Source organism: Virgibacillus sp. Bac332 (assembly GCF_003667785.1).
Lineage (GTDB): Bacteria > Bacillota > Bacilli > Bacillales > Amphibacillaceae > Virgibacillus > Virgibacillus salarius.
In genome coordinates, this window is record NZ_CP033046.1 from 1,619,721 (window position 1) to 1,635,894 (window position 16,174).

The window sequence follows — 16,174 nt, forward strand, 5'->3', positions numbered from 1 at the left end:
AGATTGAATGAAAAGAAAAAAATGCTTGGTGATGAAAGAAGAAAAGCTATCCTAGCAAAGCTAAAAGCAAATAATGAACCAACGACTGGTGGGGAACTAGCAAAATTAGCAAATGTAAGCCGTCAAGTAATCGTTAGTGATATCACATTATTAAAAGCAAGGAATGAACCAATTATTGCAACAAGTCAAGGATACGTATATATTCCACATAGTTCTATTGGTGGTGTAGAACGAACTGTTGCGTGTCAACATACTCCCGAAAGAACAGAAGAAGAGCTTCACTTACTTGTTGACCATGGTATTACCGTTAAAGATGTAAAGATTGAACATAGTGTTTATGGTGATTTAACAGCATCTATTATGGTATCAAATCGGAAAGAAGTAGCCCAATTTATTGAAAAAATCTCAACAACTGGTGCAGCATATCTTTCCGAACTTACTGACGGGGTTCATATTCATACGTTAATAGCAGCTAACGAACAACAATTAGTTGAAGCAGAAAATGCATTGAAAGAAGCAGGCTTTCTGATTGAAAATAAATGAATAGCATCTCATCCTTTAGCAAATAAGCTAGAAATACATATATCCTCAAGAATTGTCATAATTGAAAAATAGTGATTCATAAACTAATAAAGTGTGAGGATTCCATATCTTTCTCACAATTATATTCTCCTGACATGTACACGTTGTTATTTGGTGTAAACGGTCAGGTTTTTATGTTTTTTAGAATAGAGAGGAGAGGGAATATGTATTTCTTAAAGTGGTTATTTATTGGATTAGCAGTAAATGCGGTTGCTTTGATGCTTTTGTTTGCGAATATGGAAGGGATAAAGGGATTGCTGGAATTTATCATGGAAATGAACAAATTCTCAGACAAATAATGAAATGTTAATAAAGTGTAACATTATAACTATATCGCCCTTATTTCATTATTCCCTTTAACTATATCTACTTAAGGGGTCATGGAGTATTGTTTATTATTATAATAATCAAGAAATATTTCCATTTTATTACTTTAATTTTACATAAGACTGACATATACTGTATATACTGAAATACTTCTTAAAATTTGTTAAATTATGACGTTTGACGAATGGCAATAAGAGGAGTAACATAATTCTGTCGAAAAAAACAATTGTCAGTTTATTCTGAAGGAAGACGAAGGAGTTTTTACTATCATGTCAAGATATAGCAAAGAAGAAATTGTACAAAGTGTCCCGCAAAAGGGATTTTTTGGACATCCCAAGGGTTTATTTACCCTGTTCTTCACTGAATTTTGGGAACGCTTTTCCTATTATGGAATGCGAGCGCTATTACTCTATTATATGTATACAGAGGTGGCCAGTGGTGGTCTTGGTATTGATGATGGAACAGCTAAATCAATAATGGCAATATACGGCTCCTTAGTGTATATGTCTGGGATAATAGGTGGATGGATTGCGGACCGCTTGCTTGGTACGCAGCAAACCGTGTTCTATGGTGGTGTGTTAATCATGGCCGGTCACCTTGTATTAGCGCTTCCGGCTGGAACTACTGCATTATTTATTTCTATGTTTCTAATTGTTGTCGGTACAGGATTATTAAAACCAAACGTATCTAGTGTTGTTGGTGATTTATACAGCCCTTCAGATGTGCGTCGTGACTCTGGATTCAGTATTTTCTATATGGGAATTAATATGGGAGCGTTAATAGCACCTTTAATTGTTGGAACATTAGGTCAAGAATATAATTATCATTTAGGATTTGGTGTAGCAGCTGTTGGTATGCTTCTTGGGCTAGCTGTATTTTTAGCCACGAAAAGGAAGTATCTTGGGCTAGCCGGTACGTATGTTCCAAATCCATTAGAAAGAGACGAGAAGAAAAAAGTTTTTACACGTATTGGCTTAGGTGCAGTAGCTATTATCATCGTTGGTGCCATTACAATTCCTGCAGGTATACTAACGATTAATCGATTTACGTACTTGGTCAGCTTTCTAGGTATTATCATTCCTACATTATACTTTATTGTGATGTATCGGAGTCCGAAAACAGATGCGGATGAGAAATCACGTTTATTAGCTTATATTCCATTATTTATTGCGGCAATTATGTTCTGGGCTATCCAAGAGCAAGGTTCCATTATTTTAGCAGAATACGCAGATAAACGAACAGATCTTAGCTTTTTAGGAATCGAACTTCAGTCCTCCTGGTTCCAATCCTTAAATCCATTATTTATTGTCGTACTCGCTCCTTTTTTTGCTGGATTGTGGGTAAAGATGGGTGAACGACAACCATCTACTTCGAAAAAATTCTCTTTAGGCTTACTTTTCGCCGGTCTATCATTCTTAGTAATGATTATACCTGCGTCAATGAATGGAACAGAAAGTCTAGTTAGTCCGGTTTGGTTAGTGCTAAGCTTTTTACTTGTTGTTATAGGAGAACTTTGCTTATCTCCAGTTGGTTTATCAGCTACAACCAAATTAGCACCTGAAGCATTTTCAGCCCAAACTATGAGCCTTTGGTTCTTATCCAATGCATCAGCACAGGCAATTAATGCGCAAATTGTAAAACTATATACACCGGAAACGGAAATCATTTATTTTGGTGTTATTGGTGGAATTGCGATTCTATTAGGTGCTATGTTGTTTATGCTTTCATCGAAAATTCAGCACTTTATGAAAGGTGTTCGTTAGAATGAGCACTTTAACGAAAATTCGGCAAAGTCAACGATTTGCCGAATTTTTTTATAAGTTAAGAAAGTATAAAATCAGTGCAATGACTGCGTTAAGACCAAGTAGTTATTTTGAAATGTTTGATGTATATTGGTAATGCTCCGACTAATTACTTCGCTTTCCACGGGCACGGCCTCAACTAACTTTGCAAAGAAGAATACGTTGCAAAGTGGATTTTCGGCTCGCGCAATTCCCGCAGGAGTCTACGTAATTAGTCTCCGCTATGAGAAGGTGCAACAATTCTTGTCATAAGTAATAGGTTGACTTTTTTTACAAAAAATCGCTATCCGTGAGTATAAAAGCAGCTGTGTTACTTCATGCTAGCGTTGTAGAGCCTGATAATAGCGAAGGCCGGCCACTTCAACTCCTGTGGGAAATGTTTGACCTGAAGATCCACTTTTTTGAGCGGGTTTTGCTAAAAAAGTTAGCTGAAGGACAAACCCCACGGAAAGGGAAGTGGGCAGCCGGAGTGGTGGTCAAGCTGTAGCTATTATTCCATAATAGCTACTAGAGGAAGCGTAAATCTGAGCATTTAGTGATAAGGACTGCGAATTTTGCTCAGTTTTTTTTAGTCTAGGAAATGATGAAATTTGAGCCTATATAATTATGGGGCGTATTGAGCCACGTTCAACTCCAGTATTACGTTGCTATTCGGGCGCTTGCGCTTTGGTTCTTTACAGTGAAGAAGTTCTTACGATATATTGTTGTTAAGCAAAATCTCCATTATGAAGTGAGGTGAGTCTGTGAAGTACGGACATAAATATAAGGTTGCTCATCGTGAAGCGCTCATTGGTGTTGGTCTGGTAATCTTTAATTTCTTATGGTGGTTTGCATTTGCCTACGGTTTAGGAGGTAAGGACCCTCAAGAGTATACATATATTGTCGGATTACCTGCGTGGTTTTTCTACAGCTGTGTAGTGGGATTTATCGTAATGGCCATATTGGTGGCAATTGTAGTGAAAAAGTTTTTTGTTGCTATTCCATTTGATGAGGAGAAGGAAATAGAATGAATTGGGAATCGCTAATACCGTTAATAGCAATATTATGTATTATATTTGGAGCAGGAATCTGGGCCGGTGGCTATTTAAAGAATTCTACCAACTTTGCTCAGGATTATTTTTTAGGCGGTAGGAGCCTCGGTGGTTTTGTGCTAGCTATGACAATGACAGCAACCTATGGAAGTGCTAGTAGTTTTATAGGGGGACCAGGGACAGCTTATAATGAAGGGCTAGGCTGGGTTTTATTAGCCATGTCTCAGGTTGCTACTGGCTATTTTGTTCTAATGATCCTAGGGAAGAAATTTGCTATCGTAACTAGGGAATATAATGCACTAACGATGGTGGATTTTTTGAAAGAAAGATATCAATCAAAATGGGTTGTTATCTTTTCTTCAGTCAGTATTATTATCTTTTTATTTTCAGCAATGGCTGCTCAATGGATTGGTGGAGCAAGATTAATTGAATCGTTGATTGGAATCAATTACACAACTGCACTATTTATATTTGCTGTTTCTGTTTTAATCTATGTTACTGTAGGAGGATTTCGTGCAGTTGCTTTAACGGATGCTATCCAAGGAAGCATCATGTTCGTTGGCACATTAATTCTTCTTATTGCTGTGATCATAGCTGGTGGTGGTATACCTAAGATTATTGCTGATTTAACTGCAGAGAACCCGAATCTAATTACCCCTTATGGATCTGAAGGACAGCTGACGCCAACTTATGTATCATCCTTCTGGATATTAGTTGGAGTCGGTGTGGTTGCATTACCACAAATTGCAGTACGGGCAATGTCATATAAAAGTTCACAAGCAATGCATCGAGCTATCATTATTGGAACGGTTGTTGTAGGTTTTATTATGTTAAATATGCATTTAATTGGTGTTTTCGCGCGACCTATTCTCCCAGGTATCGAAGTTGGTGATAAGGTCATGCCGTTAATTGCTTTGGAAGTCATGCCGAATTGGTTGACAGGGATAGTACTTGCTGCACCGATGGCAGCTATTATGTCTACGGTGGATTCGTTATTATTACTAGTCAGCTCGACCATTGTAAAGGATGTTTATTTAAACTATGTAAAACCTGACGCCTCCCATCAAACTATTAAACGCTTAAGTATTGGAATAACAGCATTGTTAGGCATCATTGTATTTATGATGGCACTCAACCCGCCTGATCTTATCATTTGGCTAAACCTTTTTGCATTTGGTGGTTTGGAAGCTGCTTTTATTTGGCCGATTGTACTAGGTCTATATTGGAAGAAAGGAAATAAATATGGGGCGATTTCCTCCATGATAGCAGGAGTAGGCTTATATATTTTATCAGACAGTTTTTTTCCTAAGCCGTTTGGACTCCATTCTGTCGTCCTTCCAGTTGTTGTCTCGCTAATAGTCTATGTAACGATAAGCTTACAAACGCAATCAAAAACAAACGTCACATGATGCCCTGCTCTTTTCATTGCTAAAGCCTGAATCGGAAAGGTAATTATAGAGGTATAAGATAAAGGAGCGAATCGACGAGTAACGAAGCGCTCCTTTTTTGTAGTCTAAGAAATGATAAAATTTGAGCCTGTGTATAAATATGGACGTGTTGAGCTACGTCTAGCTCCTAGGCCCAGAGACTAGGTGTCTTCACGAATCTCCCTCATCTAAGTCATTATTGGCTCGTAAGCTCACCGTGATTCGTTTAACTCCGTTGGACTCGCTCCAGTTACTACATTTCTAATCGGGCGCTTGCGCTTTTGTTCTAAGTTAAGAAAGTATAAAATCAGTGCAATGACTGCGTTAAGCCAAGTAGTTATTTTGAAATGTTTGATGTATATTGGCAATGCTCCGACTAATTACTTCGCTTTCGGCGGGCACGGCCTCAACTAACTTTGCAAAGAAGAACACGTTGCAAAGTGGATTTTCGGCTCGCGCTAATCCCGCAGGAGTCTACGTAATTCGTCTTCGCTATGCGAAGGTGCACCAATTCTTGTCATAAGTAATAGGTTGACTTTTTTTACAATGGGTAAAGTGAAAATCGCTATCCGTGAGTATAAAAGCAGCTGTGTTACTTCATGCTAGCGTTGTAGAGCCTGATAATAGCGAAGGCCGGCCACTTCAACTCCTGTGGGAAATGTTTGACCTGAAGATCCACTTTTTTGAGCGGGTTTTGCTAAAAAAGTTAGCTGAAGGACAAACCCCACGGAAAGGGAAGTGGGCAGCCGGAGTGGTGGTCAAGCAAGCAGTAGCTATTATTCCATAATAGCTACTAGAGGAAGCGTAAATCTGAGCATTTAGTGATAAGGAATGAGCGAATTTTGCTCCGTTTTTTTAGGTGAGGAAGTATGATTCACTTATGCTTTTAATTGTTGTGCAAACGCAACGAAGCTCTCTAGTGAATCTGCATTGCTTAAAGCTCCTTTATTAACAACCTGCTCTGCTGGTTTTCCCATCAATAATTTCTTTACAGGAATCTCTAGTTTTTTCCCATTTAATGTTTTAGGTAGATCAGAGACTTGATGAATTCCGGTTGGTACATGTCTTGGAGAACAGTGAGTTCGAATATGTTTTTTAATTGATTCCTCTATTTCAGTAGTTAATTCATATCCCTCTTTCATAACAACGAAAAGAGGTACAAAAGAATCTCCATCTATTTTTGGTATATCAACAATTAAACTATCAGCTACCTCCTGAACATGGTCTACTGCACGATAGATTTCACTAGTACCAATTCGAATACCTCCACGGTTGATTGTTGCGTCTGACCTTCCATAGATAATACATGTATTTCTTTCCGTAATTTTAAGATAATCCCCATGGCACCATATTCCAGGGAAGACATCAAAGTAGCTATCGTGAAGTCTCGATCCATTCGTATCATTCCAAAAATAGATTGGCATAGACGGAAAAGGTTCAGTTAAGACAAGCTCACCGACATTTTCTATTTCAGGCTGTCCTTGCTCATTAAAGCTTTCAATTTTAGCACCTAGACCACGGCATTGTAATTCTCCGGCATAGACTGGAAGTATCGGGCAACCTAATATAAATGCTGTACATACATCCGTTCCCCCACTTGCAGAAGCAATCCAAATATCTTTTTTTACATTTTCATAGCACCATTGAAATCCCTCTGGTGGTAGAGGTGAACCTGTGGAGCTAATATTCTTTAGATAACGAAGGTTAAACAATTCTTTTGGTTGGAATGTATCCTTCATACATGCTGTAATATAGCTTGCACTTGTACCCAGAACAGTCATTTTTGTTTCTTCAGCTAGTTTCCATAGCTTTTCTTTCGTTGGATAGCCAGGATTTCCATCGTATAAAATGATGGTACTACCGGTTAGTAACCCACTAATAAGGAAATTCCACATCATCCAACCAGTAGTCGTAAACCAGAAAAAACGATCATCTTCTCCTAGGTCAACATGGAAGGTTAATGCCTTTAAATGCTCTAGTAAAATTCCGCCTTGACTTTGAACAATTGGTTTTGGCTTTCCAGTAGTACCAGATGAAAACAATACCCATAAAGGATCATTGAAGGATACATATTCAAAGGACAGCCTTTGATCCTGATGTTGAGATGGAATAGCTTCCTTCCATAAGGTCACAGACGGAAGCTGTTGAAAGGTTGCCTCTTTATCTAAGTAAGGAATTGCAATCGTTGCTTCGAGTGTTGGTAAGCTAGCTTCGATAGTAGAAGCTACTTCTGTTCGATCAAAATCCTTTCCCCCATAGCGATAGCCATCCACAGTGAAAAATACCTTCGGTTCGATTTGTTGAAAGCGATCAATGACGCTCTGTGTACCAAAATCAGGAGATGCACTAGACCAAATAGCGCCAAGGCTAGCTGTAGCCAAAAATGCTACCACTGATTCATATATATTAGGTACATAGGCGACAACACGATCACCTTTGTTAATTCCTAAGTTCTTTAGTGTGTGTTGCATAGCTACTGTATCTTGGTATAATTTTTGCCACGTTACTTCCGTAGTGGTACGGATTTCTGATGTATGAATAATTGCAGGCTGTTCAGAGAAAGCACGCTTATTAAAGATATGCTCGGTATAATTTAATGTAGCTTCTGGAAACCATTTATCTCCAGGCATTTGATGAGACGTTAATACAGTTTGATATGTATCCTTTGCTTTAATCTCGAAATACTCCCAAATAGATGACCAAAATGCTTCGATTTCATTAACGGACCATTTCCAGAGGGAGTGATAATTCTGAAAGTCTAAACCTTTATGCTGTTTGAGCCAATGTATATAGTGATTAATTTTCGAGTTTTTTTTCCTCTCGTTACTTGGCTCCCAAAGTAGTGTACCTTCACTTACTTGTTTCAACTCGTTCCCTCCTGTTCATGAAAAAGATTACTTCTATTATATGTAAACGCTTACGGTCTGTAAAGGAACCTATATTTCTGGAAAAACTTATCGGATAGGGGCAGTACGGAAGCTCCAACTCAAGTGTACCACGTCCCTTTATTGGACGTGGTACACTTGAACGTTCTATTCTATACGAGCAAAAGGCTTTAATTGTTGGCTAATATATCAGAAAAAGTTTTCATATAAGCTGGTAAATCAGGTGGTCGCCGACTCGATACTAGGTGACCATCTACTATTACTGCTTTATCTACCCAATTGGCACCTGCATTTTTCATGTCGTCTTTTATTCCTGGAGTACTTGTCACTTGTTTTCCTTGTAAAATATTTGCAGAGATAAGTACCCAACCGGCATGACAAATTTGGCCAATAGGTTTATGTGCTTTATCCATTTCTTGAACCATTTTAATAACCTCTGGATATCTTCTTAATTTATCTGGTGCCCAGCCACCTGGTACTAGAATTGCATCGTATTCTGAAGTCTGTATATCAGTGAATGCATAATCTGATATAGCTGGAACACCAAATTTTCCATGGTATGTTATTTGTGCTTCCTTACCAATTAAGTGAACCGCTGCCCCTTCTTCCTGCAAACGTAAAACGGGATACCATAGTTCAAGATCCTCAAAATCGTGTTCAACTAATGCAATAACCTTTTTATTATTTAAGCGCATAGGTCCCCTCCGTTATTCTAAATATAATGTCAGTGTAACAAAATTGGATCATAAGAAGAAAGCAGAAAGAACATATAAAAGCTTATTTTTGCTGTTTTTCTCGAATAGAAGCATTTAATGTAGTTTCTATTCGCTTTGTGATCATTTGTGCAGCACACCAAAATAGTAAATAGGTAAGGAGGAAAAAAATATACTATATCTAGCTGGCTCTTTTTCATTATTACAGACGTGACAGTATGCGTAATGAATTATGGTATAAGATACGTTATTTGCTGTTTAAAACAATCAAAATGATGTATAAGAGCAAGAAGTAACTTGTATGTATTCAAAAATATTGGTTTTGGAGGACTTGCTTTTGGAATGTTATTGTTTAGTGAACGACTTGCTATGTTTAAACATTGAAGAGGTGAAGTAATGAAAAGTATTAGTAACGTCTTCGGGATTCATTAGCCCTATGTATCGTAGTAGTAAATTTGGGGTTATTTACGCCTAAGCATTTAGTAGCGTATAAGAGTATTCAGCAACAATAACTGCTCTTATATCTGATTATTTTAGTTGGTATTATTTGTTGATTGTTATGCTTGTGTATTGTATTTATCTTAATTTCTCTAGGTATGGCAACGCAAAGCTTGGAAAAGAAAATGATAAGCCCGAGTTTAGCTTAACATCTTAGTTTGCGATGCTTTTCCGTGCAGGAATGGGAATAGGTCTGGATGTTACAAATGGAACATTAAACCCACATAACTTTGTCAAAATTATGTGAAAAATAATGCAATCGGCAGTTGCGGGCAATAATGGTGTATTTTAGCGGTATACTAAGTTTACAGAATATGCTTATTATTGCAGCCTTGCCTTTTCCGTAGTTATTCTGCTGATGGGTAAACCTATTAGAAAACTGCGCAAACGGAATACCGACAATGTAAATAAAAAACGTCGCACTTAGCCCCCGATTAAATTTTTACCCTGAAGAGACGGCTTTTGTCATCTAGGTTTAAAGATGTAACCGTGAGGGCAAGTGCTTACGTTAGATACGAGCGCGATACATTATGAAGAACTTCTTGGAATATAATATGCTACCTTATCTGATTTGGGTGAGTAATGCTTATTTAAATAATGGCAGTTTTTCTAAGAAGATAATATCATCACGATTAGCAGCATCCCCTTCTGCTAAAATCGCAGCTTTTGCAGTGACGTGACCTCCTGCATCGGCGACTAAGCTCTCAAGTGCCTTCATCGATTCGCCAGTACTAATAACATCGTCAATTAATGCAACCCTTTTTCCCTTTATTCTGGCTACATCGTGTTTATCTAAACATAGTAATTGTTGTTTTTGTGTGGTGATGGAATTTACCTCGTGAATCAGAACATCTTCCATATAGGGCTTCACGCTTTTACGTACAACAATATAGCGATCCATTTCTAGATGCTTTGAAAGCTCATGAATAAAGGGAATTCCCTTGGCTTCTGCAGTGACAAGTATATCGACCTCTGGTAATTTTTCAGCTAATAATGGTGCAGTAGCACTAATTAATTCCGTATCGCCAAGAACAACAAAGCTTGCAATTTTCACTTCGTCATTAATCGGAATGATTGGTAAATCTCTTGTTATTCCTGCTACCTTTAATGGATAAGTGTTCAAATCAATTCCTCCTAAAAATGTTATCGTACAATGGTAGTAGATTATGTTTAAAAAGCGTATATTCTATAATATTTAAATGCCGAAGATACTTAGTAGAAATTGCATGACAATGCCTGCTAACATTCCTAGGAATGGATCAGCAATGGCAGTTACTACCATTGTTACTCCAGCAATGATAGTTGAACCCGATCCATCTGTGCCAAGAGCTGCAGCTGCATTACCAGGTAGCGTAACAATGGCACCTAATACAAATAAAAAACCAGCTATAGATGCACTTGGTACAAACTTACCTATTTTCGGTAGTAATCGTAAGAATAAAATAATTGCCATAATGATCATCATCAGTACACCAGCCCATACAGTGTGTGGTGCACTTGCAGTTGCTGAAATTACCACTTCAACCGGTCCTCCACCAAAAAGTGCGGACCCCATATCTGCTAAGCTGCTAATAATTGTGATCGTGTCAACATTTACATCAGTAGCAGCAATCTCCCCATTTATTTTCCCGAATGCAATGTTAGCTCCAATATTTAAGCAAACCATAGCTAAGGCACCACGAATGACCATAGGGTTTAGCAGTAGTTTTTGTAGGGAAATTTTTTCTTTAGGCAGGTCCTTTTTGCCACCTGTTTGATCTTTTTTCATAAAGAAATAGATTACACTAGATAGAATAACGGAGATTGTAATGGTGTAAACAAGGTCTCGCGTTGCGACATATACAAGTAATGCGCTGGCAAAGGATGAAATACCAACAATACGATCTTGCTTCGCCATATCCCAGGCGACTTTTGCCAGCATTATTCCTACACCAGCCATCATACCATTAGTTATGACTGGACCAATCCAATCAATAATCTGTTCTAGTAGACCGAATAAACCAATAACAAGCATGATAAGTGCACCAAAGAAAATCATGGAGAGTCTTTCTCGCATGTTTTTTCCCATTGTACCAGCTAAGGTGATGGTTTCTGCTTGATAAGAAATGACGGCTACATTACTTGTTACCGCGTTCCCGAATGCTCCAATGATAAAGGCGATGGCGGTAGGTACAGAGGCGAAGCCAAATGTAAGTGCTAGTAATCCTTGTGGAAGGCCATTAAGCACACCACTAATTGCAGCTAAAAAATCTTTGATGATGTCCATCTGTTTTTCTCCTTTTCCCCCCGGGAAATGAATGGTGACTACACTACCAACGAATATAATGATAAGAAAAAACCGCCCAAAAATTGGAGGCCACTGAAAAAGTCCAAAAAAGATATGATTTCCATTTTATTATGGGATTCATATCTTTTTTTAGTTACAATAAAAGTACTAAGATAGAGCGGGTGGATACAATGATACAAAAACAACAATCAATGATATTAAGTGCATATTCGGAAATTTATGATCTGGTTGTACCTAAGGATAATGTTTTACGAAAGCTTAATGAGTTAGTAGATTTTTCTTTTATATATGATGAATTAAACGATAAATACTGTCATACAAATGGTAGGAATGCCATTGATCCAATCCGTATGTTTAAATATTTACTTCTAAAAACAATCTATGATTTATCTGATGTGGACATTGTAGAGCGTTCCAAATATGACATGTCCTTTAAATATTTTCTTGGTATGGCTCCAGAAGAATCCGTGATGGAGCCAAGTTCTCTAACCAAGTTCCGTAAATTACGTTTAAAAGACAAAAATTTATTGAATATGTTAATTAATAAATCCGTGGAAATTGCCATCGAAAAGAAAATTATAAAAAGCAATTCTATTATTGTTGACGCCACCCATTCAAAGGCCCGTTATAATCAAAAATCACCAAAGGAAATACTGATGGATCGCTCCAAGAAACTTCGAAAATCTGTTTATGAGATCGATGAATCCATGAAGAAAAAATTCCCATCTAAATCGACAACGAATAAGCTGGAAGATGAAATTGAATATTGTCAAAAACTAATGGATGTGATTAAAAATGAGGAAACGATTTCCGAATATCCGAAAGTTAAAGAGAAATTAAACCTATTAAAAGAAAACGTAAATGATGACATCGAACATTTACGAATCTCTGAGGATGAAGATGCGAAAATCGGCCACAAAACGAAAGATACATCTTTCTTTGGCTATAAAACACATATAGCGATGAGTGAAGAAAGAATCATCACGGCAGCGACGATTACAACTGGTGAAAAAAATGATGGAAAACAATTAGAAGTACTTATTGAAAAAAGTAAAGAAGCTGGCATGGAAGTAAAAACAGTAATTGGAGATGCAGCTTATTCTGAAAAGGGAAATATTGAATATGCCAATGAAAATGAAATGAAGTTAGTAGCTAAATTAAACCCTGCTGTTTCACAGGGTAATCGAAAAAAAGAAGATGAATTTGAGTTCAACAAAGATGCGGGAATGTACGTTTGTAAGGCAGGTCATATGGCAATACGAAAAGCTCGCCAAGGAACAAAAGATGTCGCTAAAAACCAAGTAGATACATACTATTTTGACATTGAAAAATGTAAAGTTTGTCCATGTAAAGAAGGATGTTACAAACCTGGAGCTAAAAGTAAGAGCTATTCCGTAAGTATTAAATCAGATGAACATAGCGAACAGGCAAAGTTCCAGGAAACAGATTATTTTAAAGAAAAATCAAAAGAACGCTATAAAATTGAAGCTAAAAATAGTGAATTAAAACATAGACACGGGTATGATGTTTCAAAATCCTCGGGTCTAGTTGGCATGGAAATGCAAGGAGCCATGGCTATATTTACCGTAAATCTAAAACGGATATTGAAGCTAATGGGTTAAAAATAAGCAAAATATAATAGATAAATTAGTAAAAAGACGACTCTAAATTTTTAAAAAAGAATTTGAGTCGTCTTTTTTATAACAAATTTCAAGTTTCACTGAAAAATCATAAGATTTTCAGTGGCCTCAAAAATTGAACGGTTTTTCGCTAGAGTAAAAGCACCGTCCATAGTGAAGTAATTTACGGTTACTTCGTAGAGACTCCCAATCCATATTATTGGGAATATATGGGGTATATTTTTTATTTTTTACGAATGACAATGCCATTATAATATAAAATGTTTACTTTTTGTAGGTAAAAAAATGGAAAACAGCGAAAAAACAATGATTTTTTAATGTAAATCCATACAAAAGAAAAGGAGGGACAAAAGCGTTTTGTTTACTTCAAACAGGTTCTATCGCTGCTCCAGCAAAAATACTTCGCTATCTGCGAGCAAGGATTTAGTTGTACTTTTACTGCAGGGTAAGGAAGGATTAGGCAGCGATACATCGTACGCAGAAAAATGCTCTTCTTTTCAAGGAGTTTACGTATTTTGGCTGCAATTCGTAGTAACATTTATCCCACATATAACTGCAGTAAGAACCTAACTACAAGGAATAAAGTGAAACCACTATTGGTAAGTGGGGGATCGACCGCCAGTAAAAGGGCCGATTGGACGTTAGGTCATACCCTTGTGGTGGTACTAATCATCAGTGTGTGATAAACAAACCCCAAGGATTTAAGGTTCACTTTATTTTATCGTTCGGCTTTTGGGTTTTTCATTCGTCCCAGACCTTTGAAACAATTGATGCGAGCAATGGTTTGGTTACTACCACTCACTGAGGGAACTTCACACAGTTATTCAGCTCGTTGGAGTTTCGTATATGCTTATTGCATCTACCCCTTTTAAGATATCACCTATAGTAAAAGGATATTATCCTTATGATCGAAACCATTTTTTAATCTTTGAAAGGGTGGAGGATTGTTTATCATTTTGTTCTTCTTGTTTTTCTGATTGAATCGGATCAGTTTGTATAAAAATATCTTCTTTATCAATGGCATAGTCATAGGTTAAAACTGCTCCAATATCCGTTTCTACTTCTTCATTGGTTACGGTTGAATACGTAATATGGTACTTATTTGCTAAGTGTTTTTCTTCCTTTAAAAATCGATGAGAAACATCGCCATTAATAAGTAATGTTGCCTTAGGATGTTCTTTCATCGCTTCCTCTAGTTGAGCTAAGCCTTTATCAGACATAACTTGTCCCTTTGTTAAGGCGAGAACAATTCGTTCTCGAAGTGTTCCTAGAAATTGTTTACGTTCATGGTCTTTTGGTAGTCTCGTGCCATACATGCCTTCTGTAAGATAGTCATCTACATTTTTCTTACTCATCTGTATTCCTCGCTTTTTTAATATAGTTGTTGTTTTATCCCACAAATAACTGGCACTAATACCCCCACTTCAAGCAATAAAGAAACCAATATGGATAAGTGTGAGTCGCCTGCCAGTAAATGTTCGATCAGTTCAAAGGCCTTTAGGTCATACCCTTTTGGTATGGTACTAACCATCAGCAAGGAGAACCCCCCACGGATGGAAGTTTCACTTTATTTATGGAATGACTATAATTGGAATTGTATTAATACCTCTATTGTACAAATGCCCCCTGTTAGAAGCAACGAAATTAGTGTTAAATAAAAAGTGGGCGAGACAAAAGAAAGGAAGTTAAAGAAAATCTGAACTATAATCCGAGTATACGAAGTGATATTCGGATCGTAGTTCAGATTGTTTTCGTAGTCTAAGAAATTATAAAATTAGCCCAGATATACCAGGCTTAGTTATCCTTAACCACAATAATATCCATGTTAGTAAATTATTTTCCTTTTATTCGTTTATTAGCTTGATCGCTTCGTTGTTGAGCTTCTTTATCCTCATGATCTGCTAATTCTTCAGAAAACTCAACATCAATACCATCTGACTTTTGGTTTTTAGGAGTTTGTGAAAGAAAATTATTCTTTGATTTATGATGCTCATCTTTTCCCATGTTTTCACCTCGTTTTTATGATCTCATGGTTATTATGCATCATAAATAGCTTTTCTATTTACGATCGCCACCTAGTAAATCGAATAAACCTCCGGCAATACTTCCTTCCCCTTTTGATCCACCCTTTTCAGGAGCGGCAGCAAAGATTCTACTAGCCAGTCTACTGAATGGAAGTGATTGTACCCAAACAGTTCCAGGTCCGCGTAATGTCGCAAAAAACAGTCCTTCCCCGCCGAATAATGCGGTTTTTACACCGCCAACATATTCAATGTTATAATCAATACCTGAATCCATCGCAACAAGGCAGCCTGTATCTACGCGTAGTGATTCTCCGACACCAATTTCTTTTTTATGTATGGTACCACCCGCATGGATAAACGCCATTCCATCTCCCTCAAGCTTTTGCATAATAAATCCTTCACCACCAAAAAATCCTGTCCCAATTTTTTTCTGAAACTCTATACCTACCGAGACTCCTTTTGCAGCTGCAAGAAACGCATCTTTTTGGCAAATTAACTTGCCATCAATTTCACTTAAATCCATCGGAATAATTTTACCTGGATATGGTGAAGCAAATGCTACATGGCGCTTTCCTGTACCTTCATTAGTAAATGCTGTCATAAACAAACTTTCTCCGGTAAGAACTCGTTTTCCTGCACCAAATAATTTACCCATCAAGCCTCCATCCTCTTTAGATGAGCCATCTCCGAAAATGGTTTCCATTTTGATTTGTTCATCCATCATCATTAAACTTCCTGCTTCAGCAATAACGGTTTCTTGGGGATCTAATTCAACCTCAACAAACTGCATGTCATCTCCATACAACTGATAATCAATTTCATGGTTATTCATAAGACCACTCCTTTTAAAATTGGAAAAATACGTACTTTTCTAGTATACGTATAAAAATGCTTTTAAGATTCAAAAAGATTGGGAATTCAAACAAATCGAAATGCTATTATTCCATATACTAGTTAA

18 protein-coding genes and 1 riboswitch are annotated in these 16,174 nt (G+C 37.2%); of the genes, 10 read left to right on the forward strand and 8 right to left on the reverse strand.

The annotated features are described in order from the left end of the window. The first annotated feature begins 3 nt into the window (after nt 1-3). The 8 genes from D9782_RS07735 (at nt 4) to D9782_RS07760 (ending at nt 5,956) form a co-directional block, all read left to right on the forward strand. Complete coding sequence (locus D9782_RS07735) at nt 4-543, forward strand: transcription repressor NadR (RefSeq protein WP_026682492.1); 540 nt, start codon at nt 4-6, stop codon at nt 541-543. Between the two features lie 203 nt (nt 544-746). Then, on the forward strand, nt 747-881 hold the full coding sequence (locus D9782_RS23775) for a hypothetical protein (protein WP_255637704.1): 135 nt from the start codon (nt 747-749) through the stop codon (nt 879-881). A 297-nt stretch (nt 882-1,178) separates the two neighbouring features. Beyond that, complete coding sequence (locus tag D9782_RS07740) at nt 1,179-2,672, forward strand: peptide MFS transporter (protein WP_121604447.1); 1,494 nt, start codon at nt 1,179-1,181, stop codon at nt 2,670-2,672. Between the two features lies 1 nt (nt 2,673). Next, nucleotides 2,674-2,808 (forward strand): hypothetical protein, encoded by a 135-nt coding sequence (locus D9782_RS23780; RefSeq protein ID WP_256365767.1) that lies wholly within the window; start codon nt 2,674-2,676, stop codon nt 2,806-2,808. Between the two features lie 192 nt (nt 2,809-3,000). Beyond that, nucleotides 3,001-3,198: a hypothetical protein gene (locus D9782_RS07745; protein ID WP_121604448.1), complete on the forward strand. Its 198-nt coding sequence runs from the start codon at nt 3,001-3,003 to the stop codon at nt 3,196-3,198. A 256-nt stretch (nt 3,199-3,454) separates the two neighbouring features. Beyond that, nucleotides 3,455-3,721 (forward strand): YhdT family protein, encoded by a 267-nt coding sequence (locus D9782_RS07750; protein ID WP_026682494.1) that lies wholly within the window; start codon nt 3,455-3,457, stop codon nt 3,719-3,721. Beyond that, nucleotides 3,718-5,151, forward strand: a complete 1,434-nt coding sequence (gene panF, locus D9782_RS07755; RefSeq protein ID WP_026682495.1) for a sodium/pantothenate symporter — start codon at nt 3,718-3,720, stop codon at nt 5,149-5,151. Before D9782_RS07750 ends, panF begins: the two co-directional genes overlap by 4 nt. Before the next feature lie 589 nt (nt 5,152-5,740). After that, nucleotides 5,741-5,956, forward strand: coding sequence for a hypothetical protein (locus D9782_RS07760; protein WP_121603973.1), 216 nt, complete (start codon nt 5,741-5,743; stop codon nt 5,954-5,956). Between the two features lie 91 nt (nt 5,957-6,047). On the opposite strand, the gene D9782_RS07765 is transcribed toward D9782_RS07760, so the two are convergent. Both D9782_RS07765 and D9782_RS07770 read right to left on the reverse strand, forming a co-directional pair. Then, entirely contained in the window at nt 6,048-8,036 is a 1,989-nt protein-coding gene (locus tag D9782_RS07765) for an acetoacetate--CoA ligase (protein WP_121604449.1), read from the reverse strand. Between the two features lie 188 nt (nt 8,037-8,224). Further along, nucleotides 8,225-8,749, reverse strand: a complete 525-nt coding sequence (locus D9782_RS07770) for a type 1 glutamine amidotransferase domain-containing protein (RefSeq protein WP_026682927.1) — start codon at nt 8,747-8,749, stop codon at nt 8,225-8,227. 577 nt (nt 8,750-9,326) lie between these two features. Here D9782_RS07770 and D9782_RS22790 point away from each other — a divergent pair. Continuing rightward, the gene (locus D9782_RS22790) at nt 9,327-9,422 is read left to right on the forward strand and encodes a BCCT family transporter (protein WP_152525458.1); all 96 of its coding nucleotides are present in this window, start codon (nt 9,327-9,329) and stop codon (nt 9,420-9,422) included. A 429-nt stretch (nt 9,423-9,851) separates the two neighbouring features. Here the strand turns inward: D9782_RS22790 and D9782_RS07780 are convergent, their stop codons facing one another. Further along, on the reverse strand, nt 9,852-10,388 hold the full coding sequence (locus D9782_RS07780) for a phosphoribosyltransferase family protein (protein ID WP_026682926.1): 537 nt from the start codon (nt 10,386-10,388) through the stop codon (nt 9,852-9,854). A 72-nt stretch (nt 10,389-10,460) separates the two neighbouring features. After that, nucleotides 10,461-11,531, reverse strand: coding sequence for a guanine permease (locus tag D9782_RS07785; RefSeq protein WP_026682925.1), 1,071 nt, complete (start codon nt 11,529-11,531; stop codon nt 10,461-10,463). Nucleotides 11,532-11,722: 191 nt separating this feature from the next. Between D9782_RS07785 and D9782_RS07790 the strand changes: the two genes are divergently transcribed. Beyond that, nucleotides 11,723-13,174 carry an IS1182 family transposase gene (locus tag D9782_RS07790; protein ID WP_121604250.1) on the forward strand — a complete coding sequence of 484 codons (1,452 nt, stop codon included), beginning with the start codon at nt 11,723-11,725 and terminating at the stop codon, nt 13,172-13,174. 149 nt (nt 13,175-13,323) lie between these two features. Further along, nucleotides 13,324-13,425: riboswitch (purine riboswitch) on the reverse strand. 669 nt (nt 13,426-14,094) lie between these two features. On the opposite strand, the gene D9782_RS07795 is transcribed toward D9782_RS07790, so the two are convergent. From D9782_RS07795 to D9782_RS07805, 4 genes are all read right to left on the reverse strand, one after another. Continuing rightward, nucleotides 14,095-14,547 carry a YueI family protein gene (locus D9782_RS07795; RefSeq protein WP_026682924.1) on the reverse strand — a complete coding sequence of 151 codons (453 nt, stop codon included), beginning with the start codon at nt 14,545-14,547 and terminating at the stop codon, nt 14,095-14,097. Nucleotides 14,548-14,564: 17 nt separating this feature from the next. Continuing rightward, nucleotides 14,565-14,729, reverse strand: a complete 165-nt coding sequence (locus D9782_RS22795) for a hypothetical protein (protein WP_162986351.1) — start codon at nt 14,727-14,729, stop codon at nt 14,565-14,567. A gap of 296 nt (nt 14,730-15,025) precedes the next feature. Further along, complete coding sequence (locus D9782_RS07800) at nt 15,026-15,196, reverse strand: YfhD family protein (RefSeq protein ID WP_080668770.1); 171 nt, start codon at nt 15,194-15,196, stop codon at nt 15,026-15,028. A 54-nt stretch (nt 15,197-15,250) separates the two neighbouring features. Further along, nucleotides 15,251-16,048 (reverse strand): TIGR00266 family protein, encoded by a 798-nt coding sequence (locus D9782_RS07805; protein ID WP_026682923.1) that lies wholly within the window; start codon nt 16,046-16,048, stop codon nt 15,251-15,253. Nucleotides 16,049-16,174: the final 126 nt, after the last annotated feature.

Excerpts from the sequence above, each read along its gene's own strand:
- D9782_RS07790 (WP_121604250.1), top strand. The coding sequence starts at position 11,723 with ATGATACAAAAACAACAATCAATGATATTAAGTGCATATTCGGAAATT.
- D9782_RS07800 (WP_080668770.1), bottom strand. The coding sequence starts at position 15,196 with ATGGGAAAAGATGAGCATCATAAATCAAAGAATAATTTTCTTTCACAA.
- D9782_RS07740 (WP_121604447.1), top strand. The coding sequence starts at position 1,179 with ATGTCAAGATATAGCAAAGAAGAAATTGTACAAAGTGTCCCGCAAAAG.
- D9782_RS07795 (WP_026682924.1), bottom strand. The coding sequence starts at position 14,547 with ATGAGTAAGAAAAATGTAGATGACTATCTTACAGAAGGCATGTATGGC.
- panF (WP_026682495.1), top strand. The coding sequence starts at position 3,718 with ATGAATTGGGAATCGCTAATACCGTTAATAGCAATATTATGTATTATA.
- D9782_RS23775 (WP_255637704.1), top strand. The coding sequence starts at position 747 with ATGTATTTCTTAAAGTGGTTATTTATTGGATTAGCAGTAAATGCGGTT.
- D9782_RS07770 (WP_026682927.1), bottom strand. The coding sequence starts at position 8,749 with ATGCGCTTAAATAATAAAAAGGTTATTGCATTAGTTGAACACGATTTT.
- D9782_RS07805 (WP_026682923.1), bottom strand. The coding sequence starts at position 16,048 with ATGAATAACCATGAAATTGATTATCAGTTGTATGGAGATGACATGCAG.
- D9782_RS23780 (WP_256365767.1), top strand. The coding sequence starts at position 2,674 with ATGAGCACTTTAACGAAAATTCGGCAAAGTCAACGATTTGCCGAATTT.
- D9782_RS07785 (WP_026682925.1), bottom strand. The coding sequence starts at position 11,531 with ATGGACATCATCAAAGATTTTTTAGCTGCAATTAGTGGTGTGCTTAAT.
- D9782_RS22790 (WP_152525458.1), top strand. The coding sequence starts at position 9,327 with ATGCTTGTGTATTGTATTTATCTTAATTTCTCTAGGTATGGCAACGCA.